At 66.6% G+C, this 16,899-nt stretch carries 15 protein-coding genes; 12 read left to right on the forward strand and 3 right to left on the reverse strand.

Annotated features, from left to right (window positions below):
- Positions 1-159: 159 nt before the first annotated feature.
- The 5 genes from PUN71_RS00410 to PUN71_RS00430 are packed head-to-tail and all read left to right on the forward strand — an operon-like array spanning position 160 to position 5,289.
- On the forward strand, positions 160-1,449 hold the full coding sequence (locus PUN71_RS00410) for an ABC transporter substrate-binding protein (RefSeq protein WP_043452416.1): 1,290 nt from the start codon (positions 160-162) through the stop codon (positions 1,447-1,449).
- Between the two features lie 50 nt (positions 1,450-1,499).
- Positions 1,500-2,453 (forward strand): carbohydrate ABC transporter permease, encoded by a 954-nt coding sequence (locus tag PUN71_RS00415; protein ID WP_277796926.1) that lies wholly within the window; start codon positions 1,500-1,502, stop codon positions 2,451-2,453.
- The gene (locus tag PUN71_RS00420) at positions 2,450-3,364 is read left to right on the forward strand and encodes a carbohydrate ABC transporter permease (protein WP_043452414.1); all 915 of its coding nucleotides are present in this window, start codon (positions 2,450-2,452) and stop codon (positions 3,362-3,364) included. The genes PUN71_RS00415 and PUN71_RS00420 overlap by 4 nt, the downstream gene beginning before the upstream one ends.
- Before the next feature lie 18 nt (positions 3,365-3,382).
- Entirely contained in the window at positions 3,383-4,015 is a 633-nt protein-coding gene (locus PUN71_RS00425) for a Poxvirus protein I5 (RefSeq protein WP_277796927.1), read from the forward strand.
- Between the two features lie 2 nt (positions 4,016-4,017).
- The gene (locus PUN71_RS00430) at positions 4,018-5,289 is read left to right on the forward strand and encodes an MFS transporter (RefSeq protein ID WP_277796928.1); all 1,272 of its coding nucleotides are present in this window, start codon (positions 4,018-4,020) and stop codon (positions 5,287-5,289) included.
- Here the strand turns inward: PUN71_RS00430 and PUN71_RS00435 are convergent.
- Together PUN71_RS00435 and PUN71_RS00440 are read right to left on the reverse strand one after the other, a co-directional pair.
- A complete protein-coding gene (locus tag PUN71_RS00435) occupies positions 5,276-8,554 on the reverse strand; it encodes a family 78 glycoside hydrolase catalytic domain (RefSeq protein ID WP_277796929.1) in 3,279 nt (1,092 codons plus the stop codon). The genes PUN71_RS00430 and PUN71_RS00435 overlap by 14 nt on opposite strands.
- Positions 8,554-9,759, reverse strand: coding sequence for a Gfo/Idh/MocA family protein (locus PUN71_RS00440; protein WP_277796930.1), 1,206 nt, complete (start codon positions 9,757-9,759; stop codon positions 8,554-8,556). The genes PUN71_RS00435 and PUN71_RS00440 overlap by 1 nt, the downstream gene beginning before the upstream one ends.
- 252 nt (positions 9,760-10,011) lie before the next feature.
- Between PUN71_RS00440 and PUN71_RS00445 the strand changes: the two genes are divergently transcribed.
- The 6 genes from PUN71_RS00445 (at position 10,012) to PUN71_RS00470 (ending at position 15,561) form a co-directional block, all read left to right on the forward strand.
- Positions 10,012-10,683 carry a YesL family protein gene (locus tag PUN71_RS00445; protein ID WP_277796931.1) on the forward strand — a complete coding sequence of 224 codons (672 nt, stop codon included), beginning with the start codon at positions 10,012-10,014 and terminating at the stop codon, positions 10,681-10,683.
- A gap of 130 nt (positions 10,684-10,813) precedes the next feature.
- Entirely contained in the window at positions 10,814-12,343 is a 1,530-nt protein-coding gene (locus PUN71_RS00450) for an extracellular solute-binding protein (protein ID WP_277796932.1), read from the forward strand.
- Positions 12,344-13,318 carry an ABC transporter permease gene (locus tag PUN71_RS00455; protein ID WP_277796933.1) on the forward strand — a complete coding sequence of 325 codons (975 nt, stop codon included), beginning with the start codon at positions 12,344-12,346 and terminating at the stop codon, positions 13,316-13,318.
- Positions 13,318-14,190, forward strand: coding sequence for a carbohydrate ABC transporter permease (locus tag PUN71_RS00460; RefSeq protein ID WP_043452406.1), 873 nt, complete (start codon positions 13,318-13,320; stop codon positions 14,188-14,190). Before PUN71_RS00455 ends, PUN71_RS00460 begins: the two co-directional genes overlap by 1 nt.
- Before the next feature lie 24 nt (positions 14,191-14,214).
- The gene (locus PUN71_RS00465; RefSeq protein WP_277796934.1) at positions 14,215-14,907 is read left to right on the forward strand and encodes a rhamnogalacturonan acetylesterase; all 693 of its coding nucleotides are present in this window, start codon (positions 14,215-14,217) and stop codon (positions 14,905-14,907) included.
- A complete protein-coding gene (locus PUN71_RS00470; protein WP_277796935.1) occupies positions 14,908-15,561 on the forward strand; it encodes a DUF1961 family protein in 654 nt (217 codons plus the stop codon).
- A 108-nt stretch (positions 15,562-15,669) separates the two neighbouring features.
- Here PUN71_RS00470 and PUN71_RS00475 read toward each other — a convergent pair whose 3' ends face one another.
- Entirely contained in the window at positions 15,670-16,236 is a 567-nt protein-coding gene (locus tag PUN71_RS00475) for an ABC transporter substrate-binding protein (protein WP_277796936.1), read from the reverse strand.
- Positions 16,237-16,514: 278 nt separating this feature from the next.
- Here PUN71_RS00475 and PUN71_RS00480 point away from each other — a divergent pair, with 278 nt between their 5' ends.
- The gene (locus PUN71_RS00480) at positions 16,515-16,892 is read left to right on the forward strand and encodes a DUF7793 family protein (protein WP_043452402.1); all 378 of its coding nucleotides are present in this window, start codon (positions 16,515-16,517) and stop codon (positions 16,890-16,892) included.
- The last annotated feature ends 7 nt before the right edge of the window (positions 16,893-16,899 follow it).

Consider the following 16,899-nt stretch of genomic DNA (forward strand, 5'->3'; position numbering starts at 1 on the left):
TGGAAGAGGTGGAACACGACAGATATCAGACCTTTGGAAAACGCTTGCCCAATTTCTGGAATGCCGCTATTGTATCGTTTCAGAAGCCGTGTAAGCCAGCTCACTACCCACGTTGTAGGCCGAGACAAGGCGTAGCACACATCGAGCAAGGAGGCTCCCGTGATCAACAGAAGGCATTTCCTCACCACCGTGGCTGTCGGCACCGCATCTGCCGCCGCCCTTTCGGCATGCGGCTCCGGATCCGGCTCTTCCGGCCAGACCGGAACCGCCGAGAAGCCCGTCACCATCAACTACACCTGGTGGGGCAACGACGACCGCGCAGAGCGGACCCGGAAGGCGATCGCGCTGTTTGAATCGAAGAACCCGGACATCAAGGTCAACGGCAACTTCACCGACTTTGCCGGCTACTGGCAAAAGCGCGCCACCGAAGCCGCCGGCGGCGGCCTGCCGGACGTCATGCAGTGGGACCTGTCCTACCTTCGTGACTATGGCCAGCGCAACCAGCTCCTGGACCTCAGCACGGTCAAGATCGATACCTCCGCCTTCGAAAAGTCCCTGCTGCCCTCCGGGCAGATCAAGGGCAAGACCTACGGCATCCCCACCAGCACCAACGCCTTCGCCGTCTACTACGACCCCGCCAAACTGGCCTCGCTGGGCATTGCCGAGCCGGACGGCAGCTGGACCTACAAGGAATTCAACGACTTCCTGAGCCAGGTGGGCGCCAAGAGCAATGGTGCACTGTTTGGCGGCACCGACTACACCGGGGTGTGGTGGATGTTCAACATCTGGCTGCGCCAGAACAAGATCCAGGCCTTTACGTCCGAGGGCAAGCTGGGCTTCAGCAAGGACGACCTGAAGAAGTGGTGGAACCTCACTGCGGGACTGCGCGGTACGGGCGGCATCGTTCCCGAGGACCGCGTGACCCAGCTTCAGCCCAAGTCCCCGTTCGGCTCCAACGTCACGGCCACCGAAGTCACCTGGGACAACTTCATGGCCGGCTACCTGGCCGACAGCGGCGCCAAGGAACTCAAACTGGTCCCGGTTCCGTCCGACGACCAGGACAACCTGGGCCTGTTCCTCAAACCGTCCATGCTGATGGTGGCCAGCGCCAAGACCAAGTTCAAGGATGCCGCCGCCCGCTTCATCGACTTCATGGTCAACGATCCCGAGGTGGGCCAGATCTTCAAGACCTCCCGCGGTGTTCCCGCCTCCAAGACCCAGCGCGACGGTACCACCTTCGAAGGCACGGACAAGCTGGTGGTCGATTACGAGAAGTCCATCGAAAAGTACCTCAAGGACGCGCCCGAGCCGCCCATCGTGGGCTTCGGCACCCTTGAAGCCTCTTTCAAGCGCATTGCCTCGGACCTGAACTACGGCAAGCTCACCATCGACGGTGCCGCGGACGCCTGGTTCAAGGAAGCCGAGGACCTCATCAAGCAGAACGCCTGACCCGGCACCATGCCCTCCCATCCAGGTTCCACTACTGACGGAATGAACTCGTGACTCAAAGCCCAACCCTGAGCAGGCGTTCGGCGTCGTCCGCCGCCCCGCTGCCGCGCAAGCCGCGGCAGCGGGGAGCGGATGCCCGTGCCGGCTATACCTTCCTGCTGCCCTGGCTGCTGGGGTTCATCGCCCTCACCGTGGGGCCGATGATTTCCTCGCTGTACCTGTCCTTCACCAACTACAACCTGTTCGAGCCGCCCAAGTGGATCGGCTTCGACAACTACGCCACGCTGTTCCAGGACGAGCGCTTCCTGCAGTCCGTGGGCGTGACAGTGGGCTACGTCGTCTTCGGTACCCCGCTGAAGCTCGCGGCGGCCCTGGCGGTGGCGATGCTGCTGAACAGCAAGCGCCGCGGCCAGGGCTTTTATCGGTCCGCCTTCTACGCCCCGTCCCTGATCGGCGCGTCCGTTTCCATCGCCATTGTCTGGAAGGCCATGTTCGGCGATTCCGGCCCGGTGGACCAGGGCCTGTCCTTCTTCGGGATCAACCTTGGCGGCTGGGTGGGCAACCCGGCCATGACCATGCCGATGTTCATCCTGCTCACGGTGTGGCAGTTCGGCGCCCCGATGGTGATCTTCCTGGCCGGCCTCAAGCAGATCCCGGGCGAGCTCTACGAGGCGGCGTCCATGGATGGTGCCGGCCCGGTGCGCAAATTCTTCAACATCACCTGGCCCATGCTCTCCCCGGTGATCTTCTTCAACCTGCTGATGGAGACCATCCACGCGTTCCAGATCTTCGCGTCGGCCTACATCATCTCCAACGGTGAAGGCGGCCCCGCCGGATCCACCCTCTTCTACACCCTGTACCTGTACCTGCGCGGCTTCAGCGATTTCCGGATGGGCTACGCCTCGGCGATGGCCTGGCTGCTGGTCATCGTGGTCGGCATCATCACGCTGATCTTCTTCCGCACGTCCAAGTCCTGGGTCCACTACAGCGGTGATTCACGATGACAACCATGGCAACCCCCACCCAGTCCACCCCGGACACGGCCCCGGCCTACAACCCGAAGTCCGAGTCGATCGGCGCCAAACGCGCCAAGAGCGCCATCTTCCACGCCGTGGCCCTCATCCTCACCGCGATCGTGCTCTACCCCGGGCTGTGGATGATTGCCTCGTCGTTCAAGCCGAACTCCGAAATCGGCGGACAGAACACGTCCCTGTGGTCCAACAACTTCAGCTTCGACAACTTCGTCACCGCGATGGACGGGATCGGCGGGGTATCCACCCTGCAGTTCTTCACCAACTCCCTGATCCTGGCCCTCGGCGCCGTCATCGGCACCATCCTCTCCGCGTCAGTGTCCGCGTACGCGTTCGCCCGGATCAACTTCCCCGGCCGCAGCCTGTTCTTCGGCATGATGATCGCCACCCTGCTGCTGCCGTTCCACGTGGTGATCATCCCGCAGTACATCATCTTCCAGCAGCTGGGCCTGGTGGACACCTACGTCCCGCTGCTGATCGGCAAGTTCCTCGCTGGGGACGCGTTCTTCGTCTTCCTCATGGTCCAGTTCATGCGCGGCCTGCCGGCAGAACTGGACGAGGCAGCACGCATCGACGGGGCCGGGCACGCCCGGATCTTCGGCTCCATCATGCTCCCGCTGATGAAGCCGGCCCTGATCTCCACCTCGATCTTCTCCTTCATCTGGAGCTGGAACGACTTCCTGGGCCCGCTGCTGTACCTGAACACCCCGGAGAAATACCCCCTGCCGCTGGCCCTGCGGCTCTTCGTGGACCAGACCCAGTCCTCGGACTACGGCGCCATGATCGCCATGTCCGTCCTGGCCCTGCTCCCCGTGCTGGTCTTCTTCCTGATCTTCCAGCGCTACATCGTCGAAGGCGTCTCCACCCAGGGCCTCAAAGGCTGACGGACAACAGGACAGAATATGAGCACCATGGACAGCACCACACCCGCCCCCGGGCGCGAGCCCATTCCGGTGAACCGGTTCGCCCTGTTTTCCGAAACCCTCCTGGCCGGCGTGCTGGTGCTGGTGCTGTCCATCCCGCTGGTCACCATCCCGGCCGCCTACGCCGCCGGCACCGCACACCTTGACCGGCACCTTAACGGCAGGGACGATTCGGTCCGCGGCCTCTGGGGCCTGTTCAAGGCCGCTCTGCCCGGCAGCTGGAAACTGGGCATCACGACGGCGGCAGCCGCCGTCGTCATTGTCCTGAACCTCCTGCTCGCCTGGGCGGGGCAGCTCCCCGGCCGGGACATCGTCCTGCCCGCCACCCTGGTCCTTGCCGCCGGGGCAGCCATCCTGCTCCTGCGCACCGCGTCCGCCTGGTCCGACAGCCAGACCAGCCAGTCCACCGGCAAGGACACCTGGCACCAGGCCCTCCAGACAGGCAAGGACATCTCCCTGCGCGACTGGACCGGGTCAGTGCTGCTGGCCGCCGCCCTGTTCTGCGCCGTGGTGTTCGTCTGGATGCTCGCCGCACTCTTCGTCGTGGTCCCCGGCACCCTGATCCTCGCCGCAGCCGCGGTCAAACTCCGTTCCCGCCGCACCCTCCGGTAGCTGTGCCTTCCCGACGAACCCGTTCCGAACCCGCCGCCAGTCCCCGCACCGCCCGGCCCCGCTGGTACCACCCCCTCAAACAACACAACTACCGCCTCTTCCTGGCCATGCAGCTCGCCGGCAGCCTTGGCGTCTGGATGCAGCGGCTGGCGCAGGACTGGCTGGTACTGCAGCTGACCGGCAGTCCCGCGGCGGTGGGTGCCGCCGTCGCGCTGCAGTTCCTGCCCATGCTGGTGGTGGGGCCACTTGCCGGGCTCGTAGTGGACATTTTCCCCAAGCGCCGGATCATGATGGTCTGCCAGTCCGTCATTGTGCTGCTCGGCCTGGGGCTTGCGGCCTGGGCGGCAAGCGGCTCGCTGACCGTCTGGGTGGTTTACGCCGGCTGCATCGCGCTGGGCGTCACCGCCGCAGTGGACCAGCCCACCCGCCAGGTCTTCGTCAATGAAGTGGTGGGCGACGCCGCCCTGCGCCCGGCGATCGGACTCAACAACGCCCTGTCCCAACTGGGCGCCATGGCCGGCCCTGCCCTGGGCGGCGTGGTGATTGCCCAGGCAGGACCGGCCGCGGCGTTCGCGGTGAACGCCCTGATCGGGATGGGCGTGCTCGGACTGATCGCCGGCATCAGGCTGCACGAACTTCACCCCGGCACACCGGCCGAAAGGGGCAGGGGCCAGGTCCTTGCCGGCTTCCGGTATGTCCGCGAACGGCCGCGCCTGCTCCTCCTGATCCTGCTCGCAGGCCTCCTGGGTGCCTTCGGGATGAACGGGCCGGTGGTCCTCGCCGCCTTTGCCGAGCGCGTGTGGCACAACGGGGTGGAAGGCTTTGGCCTGTTCAACACGGTCAGCGCCCTGGGTGCCCTGGCCGGTGCGCTCCTGGCGGCCCGCTTGGGCACCATGGGCCGGAAGGGCATCGTGGCCGCGGCGGGCCTGTTCGGGTTGTCCCAGCTGGTGGCCGCGCTGATGCCCACCCTGGCACTGTTTGTGGCCATGCTGCTGGTGGTGGGCCTGATGACGCTGCTGTTCCTGACCTCAGCCGCCACGGCCGTCCAGCTTGAAGCCGGTCCCGCCATCCGCGGCCGGGTCATGGCCCTGTACCTGCCGCTCCTGTTGGGCGGGCATGCCTGCGGGGGCCTCCTGGCGGGGTGGCTGACCGAGCAGTTCGGCGTCCGGGCCGGCCTGGTGGCCACCGGCGGCCTGGGCATGCTGTCCGCCGCCGTCGTGGGTCTGCTGCTGTGGTGGCACGGGCGGCGACGGCGGGCTGCTACGCCGGGGTAAAGCTCCACGTCCCGGCGTGCACCCGGAAGTCCCTGGTGGCGCCGTCTGCACGGCCTTCCGGTGCGGAAACCACGACGGCGGCATCCGCAGCGGGCCCCTTGACCCCATAGGTGCCGGCGGGCAGCCGGACGGTTGCGGTGGTGCCGGGCGGAACGGTGCACTCCAGCTCTACCAGTTCGCCCCGCCGGCGCCAACCGGCCTGGACATAGCCGTTGGCCACGGGGACACTGCCGCGGGCATGCGCCAGCCGGCAGAGCGGGGGCTCCACCACTACTTCGCTGCCGCCCGGCGTGCTGTACCGGACGCCCAGCAGGTACTCCAGGATCTCCTTGACCACCGACGCCGACCACGCGTGCGACTGGCTGTAGTCGCTGCCGTCCTCCAGGTCCCAGGCTTCCCAGGTGAAGGTGGCCACGCGGTCCAGGAGCCGCGCCCAGCCGGGCTGTTCCTTGGTGGTGAGCAGGTCAAGCACGGCGTCCATCAACCCCTGGCCTGCCAGCGCGCGGACCAGCCGGTGCACCGTCATGGGCCCCTGCCGCATGCCCATCGCGGCGATCCGCGCGGCATCCGCCGCCGCGTCCTCCGGAGCGGTGATGCCGAGTGAAAGCGGGAAAGAGGTCGCGTGCTGCGAACCGTGGGCGCTGGGGGTGCCGTCGGCGTGGAGGCCGTCCACCATGACGCCGCCCACCCGCAGGCGTGCCCGGATGGCCGCTGCCAGTGTCCGGGCAGCGGCGACATAGCGCACCGCTGCGTCCTCATCGCCTGCCGCGCTGCAGAGGCGGGCCGTGGACATCAGCGCCGAACAGGCCTGGGCATTGACGGTGGTCTTCGCCGCGCATTCCATGTCGTAGCCGTACCGGCCGGGTGCGGGCCAGTCCACGATGCCGTGCAGGTAGGGGCCTGAGCCGCCGCCCAGGGCGGTGACCAGTCCCGCCGTCGGGCCTTCTGCGGGAATGCAGGACAGGGCGTACTCCGCCGTGTCGCGCAGGTGGGGGAGCAGTTCGCGGATGAGGGCCAGGTCTGCGGAACGCAGGTGGTACTCCGCCGCCCACTCCGGCAGCATCAGGGAGAAATCCGGGATGTCGCGCTTGCCGTCTCCATTGGGATAGACGGCGTTGTAGCGGCCCTTTTCCCCGGCGGCAGCCCAATAGCGGCGGGCGGACCACGCGAACTCCCGCAGCGCCTGGGCTGTGTAGGAACGTTCGCCGAACAAGGCCATGGTGGCGTACGAAATGTTGGCCGCATCTGCCAGGAACTGGCCCTTTTCCCGCGTGGGAGTATCCACGAACTGCTCCTGGACGCCGTACAGCGCTGAGTCCCGGAGCAGCCGGAATACCGCGTCCAGGGCGGGGTCCGAGCTGTTGAAGCTGCCTTCGCCGGGATGGCTGCCGTGCACGGTGACGGCGCCGACGCGGGACACCTCCGCCGCATCAATGCCCGGCAGCTCAAGGTAGCGGAAGCCTAGGTGCACCGACGCCCGGTACTGCTGCGGCCCGGCGGCCTGGGTGTAGGGAAAGGACATGTCCGTGTTCTGGCTGGCGGTCTTCCCGGCGTCCACCCTTCCGTCGGAGCGGAGGACGTAGCCGGCGCGCAGCATGATGGTGCGGCCGGGAACTCCGGCCAGGAAGTCGACCTCCGGCCGCGCGGGAACCACCCGGCCGAAGTCCGCCACCAGGGTGCCGTCATCGGCGGTCAGGAACTGCTGCGGTGCCACGAAGTCCCCGGCCAGGAACGTCCGGCGGGGGTGCAGCCGGGGAAAGTCCGACGACGGGTGGGCGCCGGAGCTGACAGCGGCGGCCAGGCAGTCGTCAACCGTGGGGGACGCCGCGGCCTGGCCGTCAAGGTGTTCGACGGGATCGCCCTCGTCGTTGCGGTAGCCCGACTGGCGGTAGGGCGCTTCGCCGGCAGACCAGCCCGGGCCCGAGACGAGGACTTCGCGGCGTCCGTCGTCGTAGTCCACCGTGAGCCGGACCAGGAGCCCGGGGATGCCCGCGGCACGTCCCTGGCCTGGGCCGTACCAGTGGAGCAGCGCCGTGACGGGAACGGGAGTGTCCGCGGGGTGCCCGGCCAGCAGCCCGGTGATGTCGGCGGCGTCGTAATATCCCTCGCCCGGGTAGCCGAACGACGTGGTGCTGAGGCAGGGCGTCCCTGCCACGGAGAACTGGGCTTGGTGGTGGGCTGCCGCGTAAAGCCGGGCGCGGCGGACCGTGCCGGTGAGCGGGATGGCCGCACGGAACAGGGTCCATTCATCGGGCTGGCGGTGGCCGGTGAGCCGGGGCCAGCCTGCCGGGAATGCTTCTGCTGTGCCGTGGTCGAAGCGGTGGTCCAGCAGCACTGTTTCGCCCTGGCCGGGAGCGGCGCCCGTGACGCGCAGCGCCGCGTACTCTGCCTGGCTCCGCGGCCCCTGGTGGAAGGCGGGGGTGCCTGCAGTCCCCGGGGCAGCCGGCTCATCAACCACCAGCAGTTCGGCACCGTCCACGGCGACACGGATCATCCGGCCGTCGTCGCTGACGGTAAGCTCACGCCACGAACCAGGCGCCGGGGCCGCCTGCGCGGACGCCAGCACGTCGGTGTCCGGCACGGCGGGGGAGGGGATTTCCCACACCGGGGCGCGGCGAAGAACCACATCCCCGGTGGGGCCCAGCTCCAGCAGCAGGCCTGTTCCGGCGCCGCTGCTGCGCAGGAGCAGCCCGGCCCGGCCCATCACGGGACGCAGCCGGGCGTCAAGCCTGACACTGGAAAGCGCGGGGCAGGGGAACGGCAGGAACGGCGACCCCGCCACGCGGAGTGCCCGATCGAAGAGTTCCAGTGGTGCTCGTCCGCCCGGAGCCCGGCATATCCACCCGGCCTGCCAGGCAGCATCCGTCAGGCCGGTGCTGAAGGGTGCAGGGTCCGACCAGGCCCCGGGAACCCCGGCGGCATCCGCGATGCGGACACGCCAGCTGTAGTCCGCGTCGTCACCGAGTGCCGGTCCGCCGTACGGGACGCCGCACTGTGAGGCCGAGGCCACCGGTCCGGAACTCCAGATAACGGCGCCCTGGGCGTCGCGGACCTCAAGCTCGTAGCCGGCTTGCCGCGAAAGGGCGGGATCGCCGTCGTCGTCCTGTCCCAGCTGCCATCCGAAGGTGGGAAATGGGGAGGCGGTGAGGCAATGGGACAGCCCCTCCGTCAGGAGGCTGGCCGCGTAGAGGCAGCCGACGCCGGCCGGGGCACTGTCCCCGGACACTTCTGCTGATCCGGATGGCAGCGTCTCCTGCAATCCCATCAGGAGGCAGGAAACCGGAAGGTGGTGGGGGCGGCGGCAGCCCAGGGGAGCCCGAGCTCGCTGAAGGTGGCATGCTGCCGGCCCGCCCGCTCCAGCACCTCCTCGATCCCGTCCACCACCGCGTGGCCGGCGTTGCCGTCGCCCTCCCACCGGACGTGGGCGGGATCGATGGGGGCCGGGAGGGGCGCCGTGCGGACGGCTTCGAGGACCAGCATGAAGGCGCCGCTGTCCAGCAGGCTGCTGATGAGCGGACTCCCGTTGCGTCGGTGGGCCAGGAGGTTCTCCGTCAGGTCGTCACGGCCGTAGGTTTCCTCCGTGCGCCCGTTCGCCGTCTCCACCGTCAGGCGGTCCTCGGTGTAGTGGAAGACAGCGGTCCCGGCTGAGCCCTGGAGGGTGACATACGGCTCCACGGACTCCGGGGCGCAGATGGTCAGGGCGCAGGTGATGGGCAGCCCGGTGGCGGTGCGGATGCGGATGACCGATGTATCGTCCGATTCGATGTCGTTGGCGCGGTACAGCTCCGTCTCCACGGAGGCCACGTCCGCCGTGGTGCGTGCCCCGGCAATCCGGAGGGCGGTGGCCACGGCGTGGGCCAGGGGGTTGGTGGCGACGCCGTCCACCACGTCAACCCCATTGATGCTCCGCTTTCCCGCCCAGCGGGAGCGCTTGAAGTACGCCCTGTCCCGGACCCAGCGGCCGGTGGCGGAAATGCCCTCCAGCGTGCCAATGGTTCCGGCGGCCAGTAGCTGCTCAATCGCCGTCAGCGCGTGTGAGCCGAGGCTCTGGAATCCGATCTGCACCCCGTGGCCGGACTGTCCGGCGGCGTCGGCAAGACGGTTGAAGTCCGCCAGGGAAGCGACCGGCGGCTTCTCGAGGTACAGTTCCGCTTCCGTGTTCAGGGCGGCCAGCGCCAGCGGGGCATGGGTCTGGATGGGCGTGGCAACGATGATGACGTCCAGGTCCGGCGTCGCCTCGAGGAGGTCGTCGAGCCCCGGGTAGACAGCGGCCGACGGCGGGACGCCCCCGGGTGCCGGCGGCTGCGGATCGGCCACGGCCACGAGTTCAACGGTCCCGGCCGACTGGAGCCGTTCGAGGTTCCGCAAGTGGTGGGTGCCGAAGCCGTGCACGCCCACCAGGGCGACCCTTGCGGCTGCCGTTGCTGCTGTTCCGGCGTCTCTGCCGGCGGCTTCCATTGCCGTTTCCATGGTTCTCCGTTCTACCCGGCGCTGGCCAGCAAATCGGGCACCTGCATCCAGCCCGCGCCTCGGCCAGCAAGCGCTTTCCACCTTTTAGTGTGCGGTATGGGGCGGCGCCGAGTCCAGCTATGTAACGATTCAAAAATCTGCTTGACCTGCGGCCGAAGGCGGTCTAGATTTTCGAGAAACCGATTACCAGCGTGATGCGGGACACTTTCCGCTTCGCCTCTGCAACGATGGAGAACAGAAGGGAGCCCTGCCATGCTGTCCGGGACCGTCAGTGCACGTGCCTACTCGTTTTTCGACACGCTTGTATGCATTGCGGGCCTGAACCTGCTGTGGATGGCCTTTACCCTCCTGGGCGCAGGGGTGTTCGGCGCAGGTCCGGCCACTGCCGCCGCGCAGATACTGGTCCGCAGGCGGGCCGCCGGGGACGCCGCACCCCTGCTGCGCGGCTTCGCCTCCGCGTACTTCCGGAACTTCTTCAGGGCAAACGCACTTGCGCTGCCGATCATGGCCGTCGCCGCCGCGCTGGCCCTGAACTGGAACTACTTTTCCGGCATGCGGGGAATCTTCCCGCAATTCATGGCGGCCGGGATCCCTGTCCTGGCGGTCTTCCTGGCGGGGAGCGCCTGCTATGTGTTCCCGATGTATGCCCGGTACCACCTGGCGCTGCCGCAGTACCTCCTGATGTCATCCCGGTTTGCGGTGCGGCATCTTGCAGGGACGGTCGTCCTGCTCTTTGTCTCCGCCGCTGCGGTGTACGCCGGCAGCGCCCTTCCCGGGTTGGTCCCGTTCTTCAGCATCGGAGCCTGGCTGTACGTCACGGGATGGCTCTGCGACCGGTTCTTTACCGCCAATGACCAGTCGGTTGCAGGGGTGGGCGGAACTGCCGCCGCGACCCCTGTCCTGCGGGCCGCAGCCGGCGGCTGAAGCCCGGCGCCGGCTGCCGCCGGCGACTGCCGTGAGCCGCTGGCGCCCGCCGGCGGCGGAGTTAATGAAACGTATCAATCTGCTGCGCCAACCCGCTTGGCGCACCCCAACGAAGTGGAACAGGAACATTATGATCCGTAGGAAACTGTCCCTTGCTGCCGCCGTCGCCACCGCCACGGCCATGACCCTCACCGCCTGCAGTGGAGGTGACGCCCCGGCCGCCGACCTCACGTCCGTCACCATCATGGCCCCGTTCCTTGAAGCGCAGCCGCCCAGCGCGGACGGCGCCGTCCAGAAGAAGCTGGAGGAGCTCACGGGCAAGCAGGTCAAGATCAACTGGGCACCCAATGCCTCCTACGAGGACAAGACCAATATCACGCTTGCGGGTTCGGACCTCCCGCAGGTCATGGTGATCCAGGGCAAGACCCCCGGCTTCGTCAAGAACGCGCAGGCAGGGGCGTTCTGGGATCTCACCGGCAAGCTGGACAAGTACCCCAACCTGAAGACCACGTTCCCTGATATCCAGAAGAATGCCAGCGTCAACGGCAAGGTCTACGGCGTCTTCCGGGGCCGCTCACCAATGCGCGCCGCCGTGATGTTCCGCCAGGACTGGCTGGACAAGCTGGGCCTGCAGCCGCCCAAGACCACGGAAGACCTGTACAAGGTTGCCAAGGCCTTCACCGAGCAGGACCCGGACGGCAACGGCCAGAACGACACCTGGGGCATCACCATCCCCAAGTGGGGCGCCCTGGGTACCAACAGCCCCTACGACCTGATCGAGGAATGGTACGGCGCCGGGAACCGGTGGACCGAACGCGACGGAAAGCTGGTCCCCAGCTTCGAAACCGACGAGTTCCTCGAGGCCGACCGCTTCATCAAGAAGATGGTGGACGAGAAGCTGATCAACCCGGACTTCGCCACGTTTGACTCCACGAAATGGAATGAACCCTTCCTCAACGGCAAGGGCGGCATCATCGTCGACGTCGACTCCCGGGTCAGCGTCCTCATCAACCTCTTCAAGCAGGCGGATCCCAACAATTTCCAGAACAAGGTGGGCTTCGTGGGCAACCTCGAAGGCCCGGACGGCGAACTGCATGCCCACCCCACCGATGGCTACTCCGGCTTCCTGGCCATCCCCAAGGCAAGCGTCAGGACCGAGGCGGAGCTGGACAAGGTCCTGGAATTCCTGAACACCATGAACGGCAAGGACGTGGCTGTCCTGCTGAACAACGGCATCGAAGGCGTGAACTTCGCGGTGGAGGACGGCAAGGCCGCAACCATCAAGCCCGAAACCCCTGAGGGCAAGGCCGTCACCACGGACATCAAGAGCTACGCGCAGCTGGGCACGAACGTGGCCGGCAACCAGTTCTACCCCGTGAAGCAGCCGTCGGACTACGAGCAGCAGGTCTTCGACAAGCGCACCGAAGTGATGGCGGAGGACCTCAAGAGCGCCGTCTACAACCCGGCCGCTCCCTACGTCTCCGAAACCTACGTGGCCAAGGGCGCCCAGCTGGACAACATCGTGGCCGACGCCCGCATCAAGTACCTGGCCGGCCAGATCGACGAGCAGGGCCTCAAGGACGCCATCAAGCTCTGGGACACCAGCGGCGGCAACAAGGTCAAGGAAGAAATCAACAAGCTCTGGCAGGACAACAAGTAAATGGCAGCCCCTGTCATCGACCCCCTGGCCGGGGAGCGGCTGCGCACGTCCGCACCCGCTCCCCGGAACCGGGGCAGGTTCTCCGTCCATTTCGCGCACTACAAATGGCTCTACCTGCTGCTGCTGCCCGGCGTGGTGTACTTTGCGGTGTTCCGTTACGCCCCCATGTACGGGGTGTCCATCGCGTTCAAGGACTACGTCCCGTTCCTTGGCGTGAACGGAAGCCCCTGGGTGGGCTTGCGGAACTTCGAGGATTTCTTCGCCAACCCCGACTTTCCCCGGCTGCTGGGCAACACCCTGATCCTGGCCTTCCTTAACCTTGGCGTGGCGTTCCCGCTGACCATCGTCCTGGCGCTGCTGCTGAACGAAGTCAGGCTGTCCGTCCTCAAGCGCACCGTCCAGACCCTGGTGTACATCCCGCATTTCCTGTCCTGGACCATCGTGGCGTCGCTGAGCTTCCTGCTGTTCGCCCTGGACATCGGGCCGCTGTTCCAGTTCCTGAACAACACCATGGGCACCGACATCGACTATCTGTCGGACCCGGCCTGGTTCCGGCCCCTGATTGTGCTGCAGGAAATCTGGAAGAACACGGGCTGGGGCACCATCATCTTCCTGGCCGCCCTCGCCACCGTGGACCAGGACCAGTATGAGGCGGCGATCATCGACGGTGCGGGCCGGTTCCGGCGGGTCTGGCACATCACCCTGCCGGCAATCCGGTCCACCATCATCGTCATGCTGATCCTGGCGATCGGGCAGATGCTCAACACCGGCTTCGAGCAGATCTACCTGATGACCAATGCCCTGAACCGTGAAGTTGCGGATGTCTTTGACACCTATGTCTACTTCGTGGGCATCACCCAGGGCGCCTACAGCTACTCCACCGCCGTCGGCCTGTTCAAGTCCGTGGTGGGCATCGTACTGATCTTCGGCACCAACTGGCTGGCCAAGCGATTCAACCAGAGCGGATTGTTCTAATGAAAATCCACAACACCCGCGGCGGGCGGATCTTTGACGCCGCCAACTACGTGTTCCTGTCCCTGATCGGCATCGTCACGCTGCTGCCGTTCGTCTACGTCTTCGCCGGCTCCTTCGCCTCGGAAGCGGAGATCACCCGGCGGGCGTTCTTCGTCTGGCCGGAACAGTTCACCCTGGGCTCCTACGAGTACATTTTTGCCACTCCGGCGTTCATCCGCGCCCTGGTGACCACCGTCCTGGTCACCGCGGTGGGTACCCTGGTCCAGCTCGCCTTCACAGTGACCATGGCCTATCCGCTGGCCAAGAAGACCCTGCGGGGCAGGAACGTCATCCTTTCCCTGGTGGTGTTCGCCATGGTGTTCTCCGGCGGCATGATCCCCACCTTCCTGCTGGTCAAGGACCTGGGACTGCTCAACTCGTACTGGGCCCTGATCCTGCCGGCGGCCATCAACCCGTTCAGCCTGATCATCATCAAGAACTTCTTCCAGGAACTCCCCGCGGAGCTTGAAGAATCGGCCAAGATGGACGGGGCCACCGAGATCGGGATCCTGTGGCGGATCCTGCTGCCGCTGTCCAAGCCGGTCCTGGCCACCTTTGCGCTCTTCTATGCGGTGGGCATCTGGAACGACTTCATGTCGCCCCTGCTCTACCTCAGCGACAACTCCAAATGGACCCTGCAGATGTACCTGCGGCAGGTTACGGCGGCCTCGGACCTGCTGGGCACCGGCAACGTGGACCCGAACTACATCCCGCCGGAACAGGGGATCAAGTTCGCCGTGATCGTGGTGGCCACCCTGCCCATCCTCATCTTCTATCCCTTCCTGCAAAAGCACTTTGCCAAGGGCATGCTCATTGGCTCCGTCAAGGGCTAATCCACCGTCCGACGAAAGGACACCATGAAGATCCTCCTGGCCGGGGACTCCACCGTGGCCACCTGTCCCACGCACGAGTTCCCCATGAGCGGCTGGGGAGCACGGCTTGCCCCGCTGACGTACACGTGGGGCCCGGTCCACAACTATGCCAAGGGCGGCGCGGGCACCGAATCCTTCCGTGACGAAGGGCTGTGGGCCGGGCTTCTCGCCGGCGCGGGGCCCGGGGACCTTGTACTCGTCCAGTTCGGCCACAACGACCAGAAGAAGCAGCACCTGGCGGCCCGCACCGGGTATGCAGCGAACCTGCGCACGATGGTGGGGGAGGTGCGCTCGGCGGGCGCCGTTCCGGTGCTGTGCACTCCGGTGGAGCGGCGGCACTTCCTGGCCGTGCCGCCGTCGGACGCTGTCCTCGAGGAAAGCCTCGAAGACTATCCGGACGTGGTCCGTGAACTTGGCCTGGAACTGCGGACCGCAGTGATCGACCTCAACGCCTGGACCCGGGACCTCTACGTCCGGCTGGGCCGGGAGGGTTCGCGGGATCTCTTCTGCCACTTCGCCCCGGGGGAACATGCGCACTGGCCGAACGGCCTGGCAGACAACACACACTTCTCGCAGCGGGGCGCCGCGCTGGTGGCCGGCGAGGTGGCCAGGGCGCTGGAGCGGCTGGGCTACGGGCCAAGGGCGTTGGCCTCAAGCCCGACCGCGGGACGCGGCTAGGTGGGAAGCATCCTCTACAGCAACCCGCTGGCAGGACCGGGAGACGTTGCGGGGTGGGTGCAGGAAGGGCCGGTCGCGTTGGGCAGCCACGGCGGCACGCTGGCATTGTCGGGTGCACTCGACGACCGGGAATTCGGCGCTCATGCGCACTGGACCTTCTGGTGCCCCGAGGAGTTTCCGGACGGCATCCGGATCAGCTGGGAGTTCCTGCCCCTTGCGGAGCCCGGCCTGGCCATGCTGTTCTTCGCCGCCACGGGGCATCACGGGCTGGACCTCTTCAGCCCCAAGCTCGCGCCCCGGACGGGCTACTATCCGCAGTACCACTCGGGGGACATCGATGCTTTGCACGTCTCCTACTTCCGGCACAAGTACGAATCAGAGCGCGCCTTCCGGACGTGCAACCTGCGCAAGAGTGCAGGCTTCGAGCTGGTGGCCCAGGGCGCGGACCCGCTGCCGCCCACCGAAGACGCCGTGGACTTCTACCGGCTGGACGTGGTGAAGGACGGGCCGCACGTGGCGTTTTCCATCAACGGGCTGTGCCTCTTCGAATGGCGGGATGCCTCGGAAAAGGTATTGCGCGGCGGCCGGGTGGGCTTCCGCCAGATGGCCCCCCTCCGGGCCGCCTACCGCAACCTGGTGGTGGAGAAGCTGTAGCCGGAAGGCTTGCGGCGGCCGGGCACTCGGCTATGCGGGGAGGCGGACGGCTCCCAGGGGAACCGTCCGCCTCCTGCGGCATCCGTTGTTATGCGGCTCTTGCGGAAACTAGAGTCCGAGGAGCCTGTTGAGCAGGTTGGCCAGGCCGCTCAGCCCGTTGCCGCCGTCAAGGAGCCCGGTAACGGCGCAGAGAAGGTTGCCGACCAGCTTGCCCGCGCCCGACTGCGCGACTATGTCCAGCACCACCTGGTTCAGGTCGACATTAAGCCCCAGGACATCCAGGTGCAGCGGGCCGAGGACGAGGTTCACGATGTCGCAGCCTCCGCCCGAGGCCGTTGCCGCGTTGGTCGTCGGCGCGGCGGCCGCGGTGGTGGTCACCGTCTGGCTGACCGGAGTGGCAACGCCGGCGAGGTTGGTGAACGTTCCTTCAACCAGCCCGGTGACCATCAGCTGGCCGTCCTGGGCGCTGAATCCGGACGGGGTGAAAGAGCCGACGAAGGTGCCCACGCTGTCGATGGTCTGGTTGATGGTTCCCGTAACGCCGGCAACCTGTGAGGACTGTGAGGTGGCCGAAGGAGCCGCCGGTGCGGCGGCTGTCGCCGGGCCTGCCATGCCAAAGAGCATGGCGCCGGAGAGGGCGACGGCGGTGATCGAAGCTGAGACCTTGGTTCGCATTTTCGGTTAATCCTTTCAGCGCCGGGTTGCGGCGCAGTGAACCCCCGGAATCCCGCCCCCATGGAGAATCCCGGCGGAGATGTTTCTTCCAAATGCAGTTGTTGATGCAGCCTTGCGGGCCGCGACGCGTGGACCGGCACGTGATCCGGACCACGGCACGTGGACCAACGTATTAGTAAGCATGCTGATGAGTCAACCCTGGTGCCGGCTCGTGCCGATTTCCCCGGCTGAGGCAAGATAGAGGAGTTCAGGAACTGCCCACTGGAGGGAGGCGGGGGATGGAGCCCGTTACGGTCGACGGCGGCAAGGGCACCGTGGAGCTGCGCTCCGACGGCGTCATCCACCTCATTTGGGAACCGAAGGTCCGGATCGAGGCGGAGGATGCGAAGGCGGCGATGGCTGCCGTGAACCGGCTCGCCGGGGAGGGCAGCTACCCGATGCTGGTGGATATGGCCACCACGGAAAACGTCAGCATTCAGGCCCGTTCGGTCTTCTCAATCCCCTGCGCGGCCAACCGCATCGCCCTCCTCGGGTCGAGCCCGGTGGACCGGATCATCGCGAACTTCTTCCTGGGCGTCCACATACCGCCCTGCCCCACCCGCTTCTTCACTTCGCGGGACGAATCCATGAAATGGCTGCAGCAGACCGGAAAATAGCCGGACC

It is taken from the genome of Arthrobacter sp. NQ7 (assembly GCF_029581595.2).
Classification (GTDB): Bacteria; Actinomycetota; Actinomycetes; order Actinomycetales; family Micrococcaceae; genus Arthrobacter; species Arthrobacter phenanthrenivorans_B.

Coding starts and splice junctions, on each gene's coding strand:
- PUN71_RS00420 (WP_043452414.1), top strand. CDS start 2,450: ATGACAACCATGGCAACCCCCACCCAGTCCACCCCGGACACGGCCCCG.
- PUN71_RS00425 (WP_277796927.1), top strand. CDS start 3,383: ATGAGCACCATGGACAGCACCACACCCGCCCCCGGGCGCGAGCCCATT.
- PUN71_RS00435 (WP_277796929.1), bottom strand. CDS start 8,554: ATGGGATTGCAGGAGACGCTGCCATCCGGATCAGCAGAAGTGTCCGGG.
- PUN71_RS00440 (WP_277796930.1), bottom strand. CDS start 9,759: ATGGAAACGGCAATGGAAGCCGCCGGCAGAGACGCCGGAACAGCAGCA.
- PUN71_RS00445 (WP_277796931.1), top strand. CDS start 10,012: ATGCTGTCCGGGACCGTCAGTGCACGTGCCTACTCGTTTTTCGACACG.
- PUN71_RS00450 (WP_277796932.1), top strand. CDS start 10,814: ATGATCCGTAGGAAACTGTCCCTTGCTGCCGCCGTCGCCACCGCCACG.
- PUN71_RS00455 (WP_277796933.1), top strand. CDS start 12,344: ATGGCAGCCCCTGTCATCGACCCCCTGGCCGGGGAGCGGCTGCGCACG.
- PUN71_RS00460 (WP_043452406.1), top strand. CDS start 13,318: ATGAAAATCCACAACACCCGCGGCGGGCGGATCTTTGACGCCGCCAAC.
- PUN71_RS00465 (WP_277796934.1), top strand. CDS start 14,215: ATGAAGATCCTCCTGGCCGGGGACTCCACCGTGGCCACCTGTCCCACG.
- PUN71_RS00475 (WP_277796936.1), bottom strand. CDS start 16,236: ATGCGAACCAAGGTCTCAGCTTCGATCACCGCCGTCGCCCTCTCCGGC.
- PUN71_RS00480 (WP_043452402.1), top strand. CDS start 16,515: ATGGAGCCCGTTACGGTCGACGGCGGCAAGGGCACCGTGGAGCTGCGC.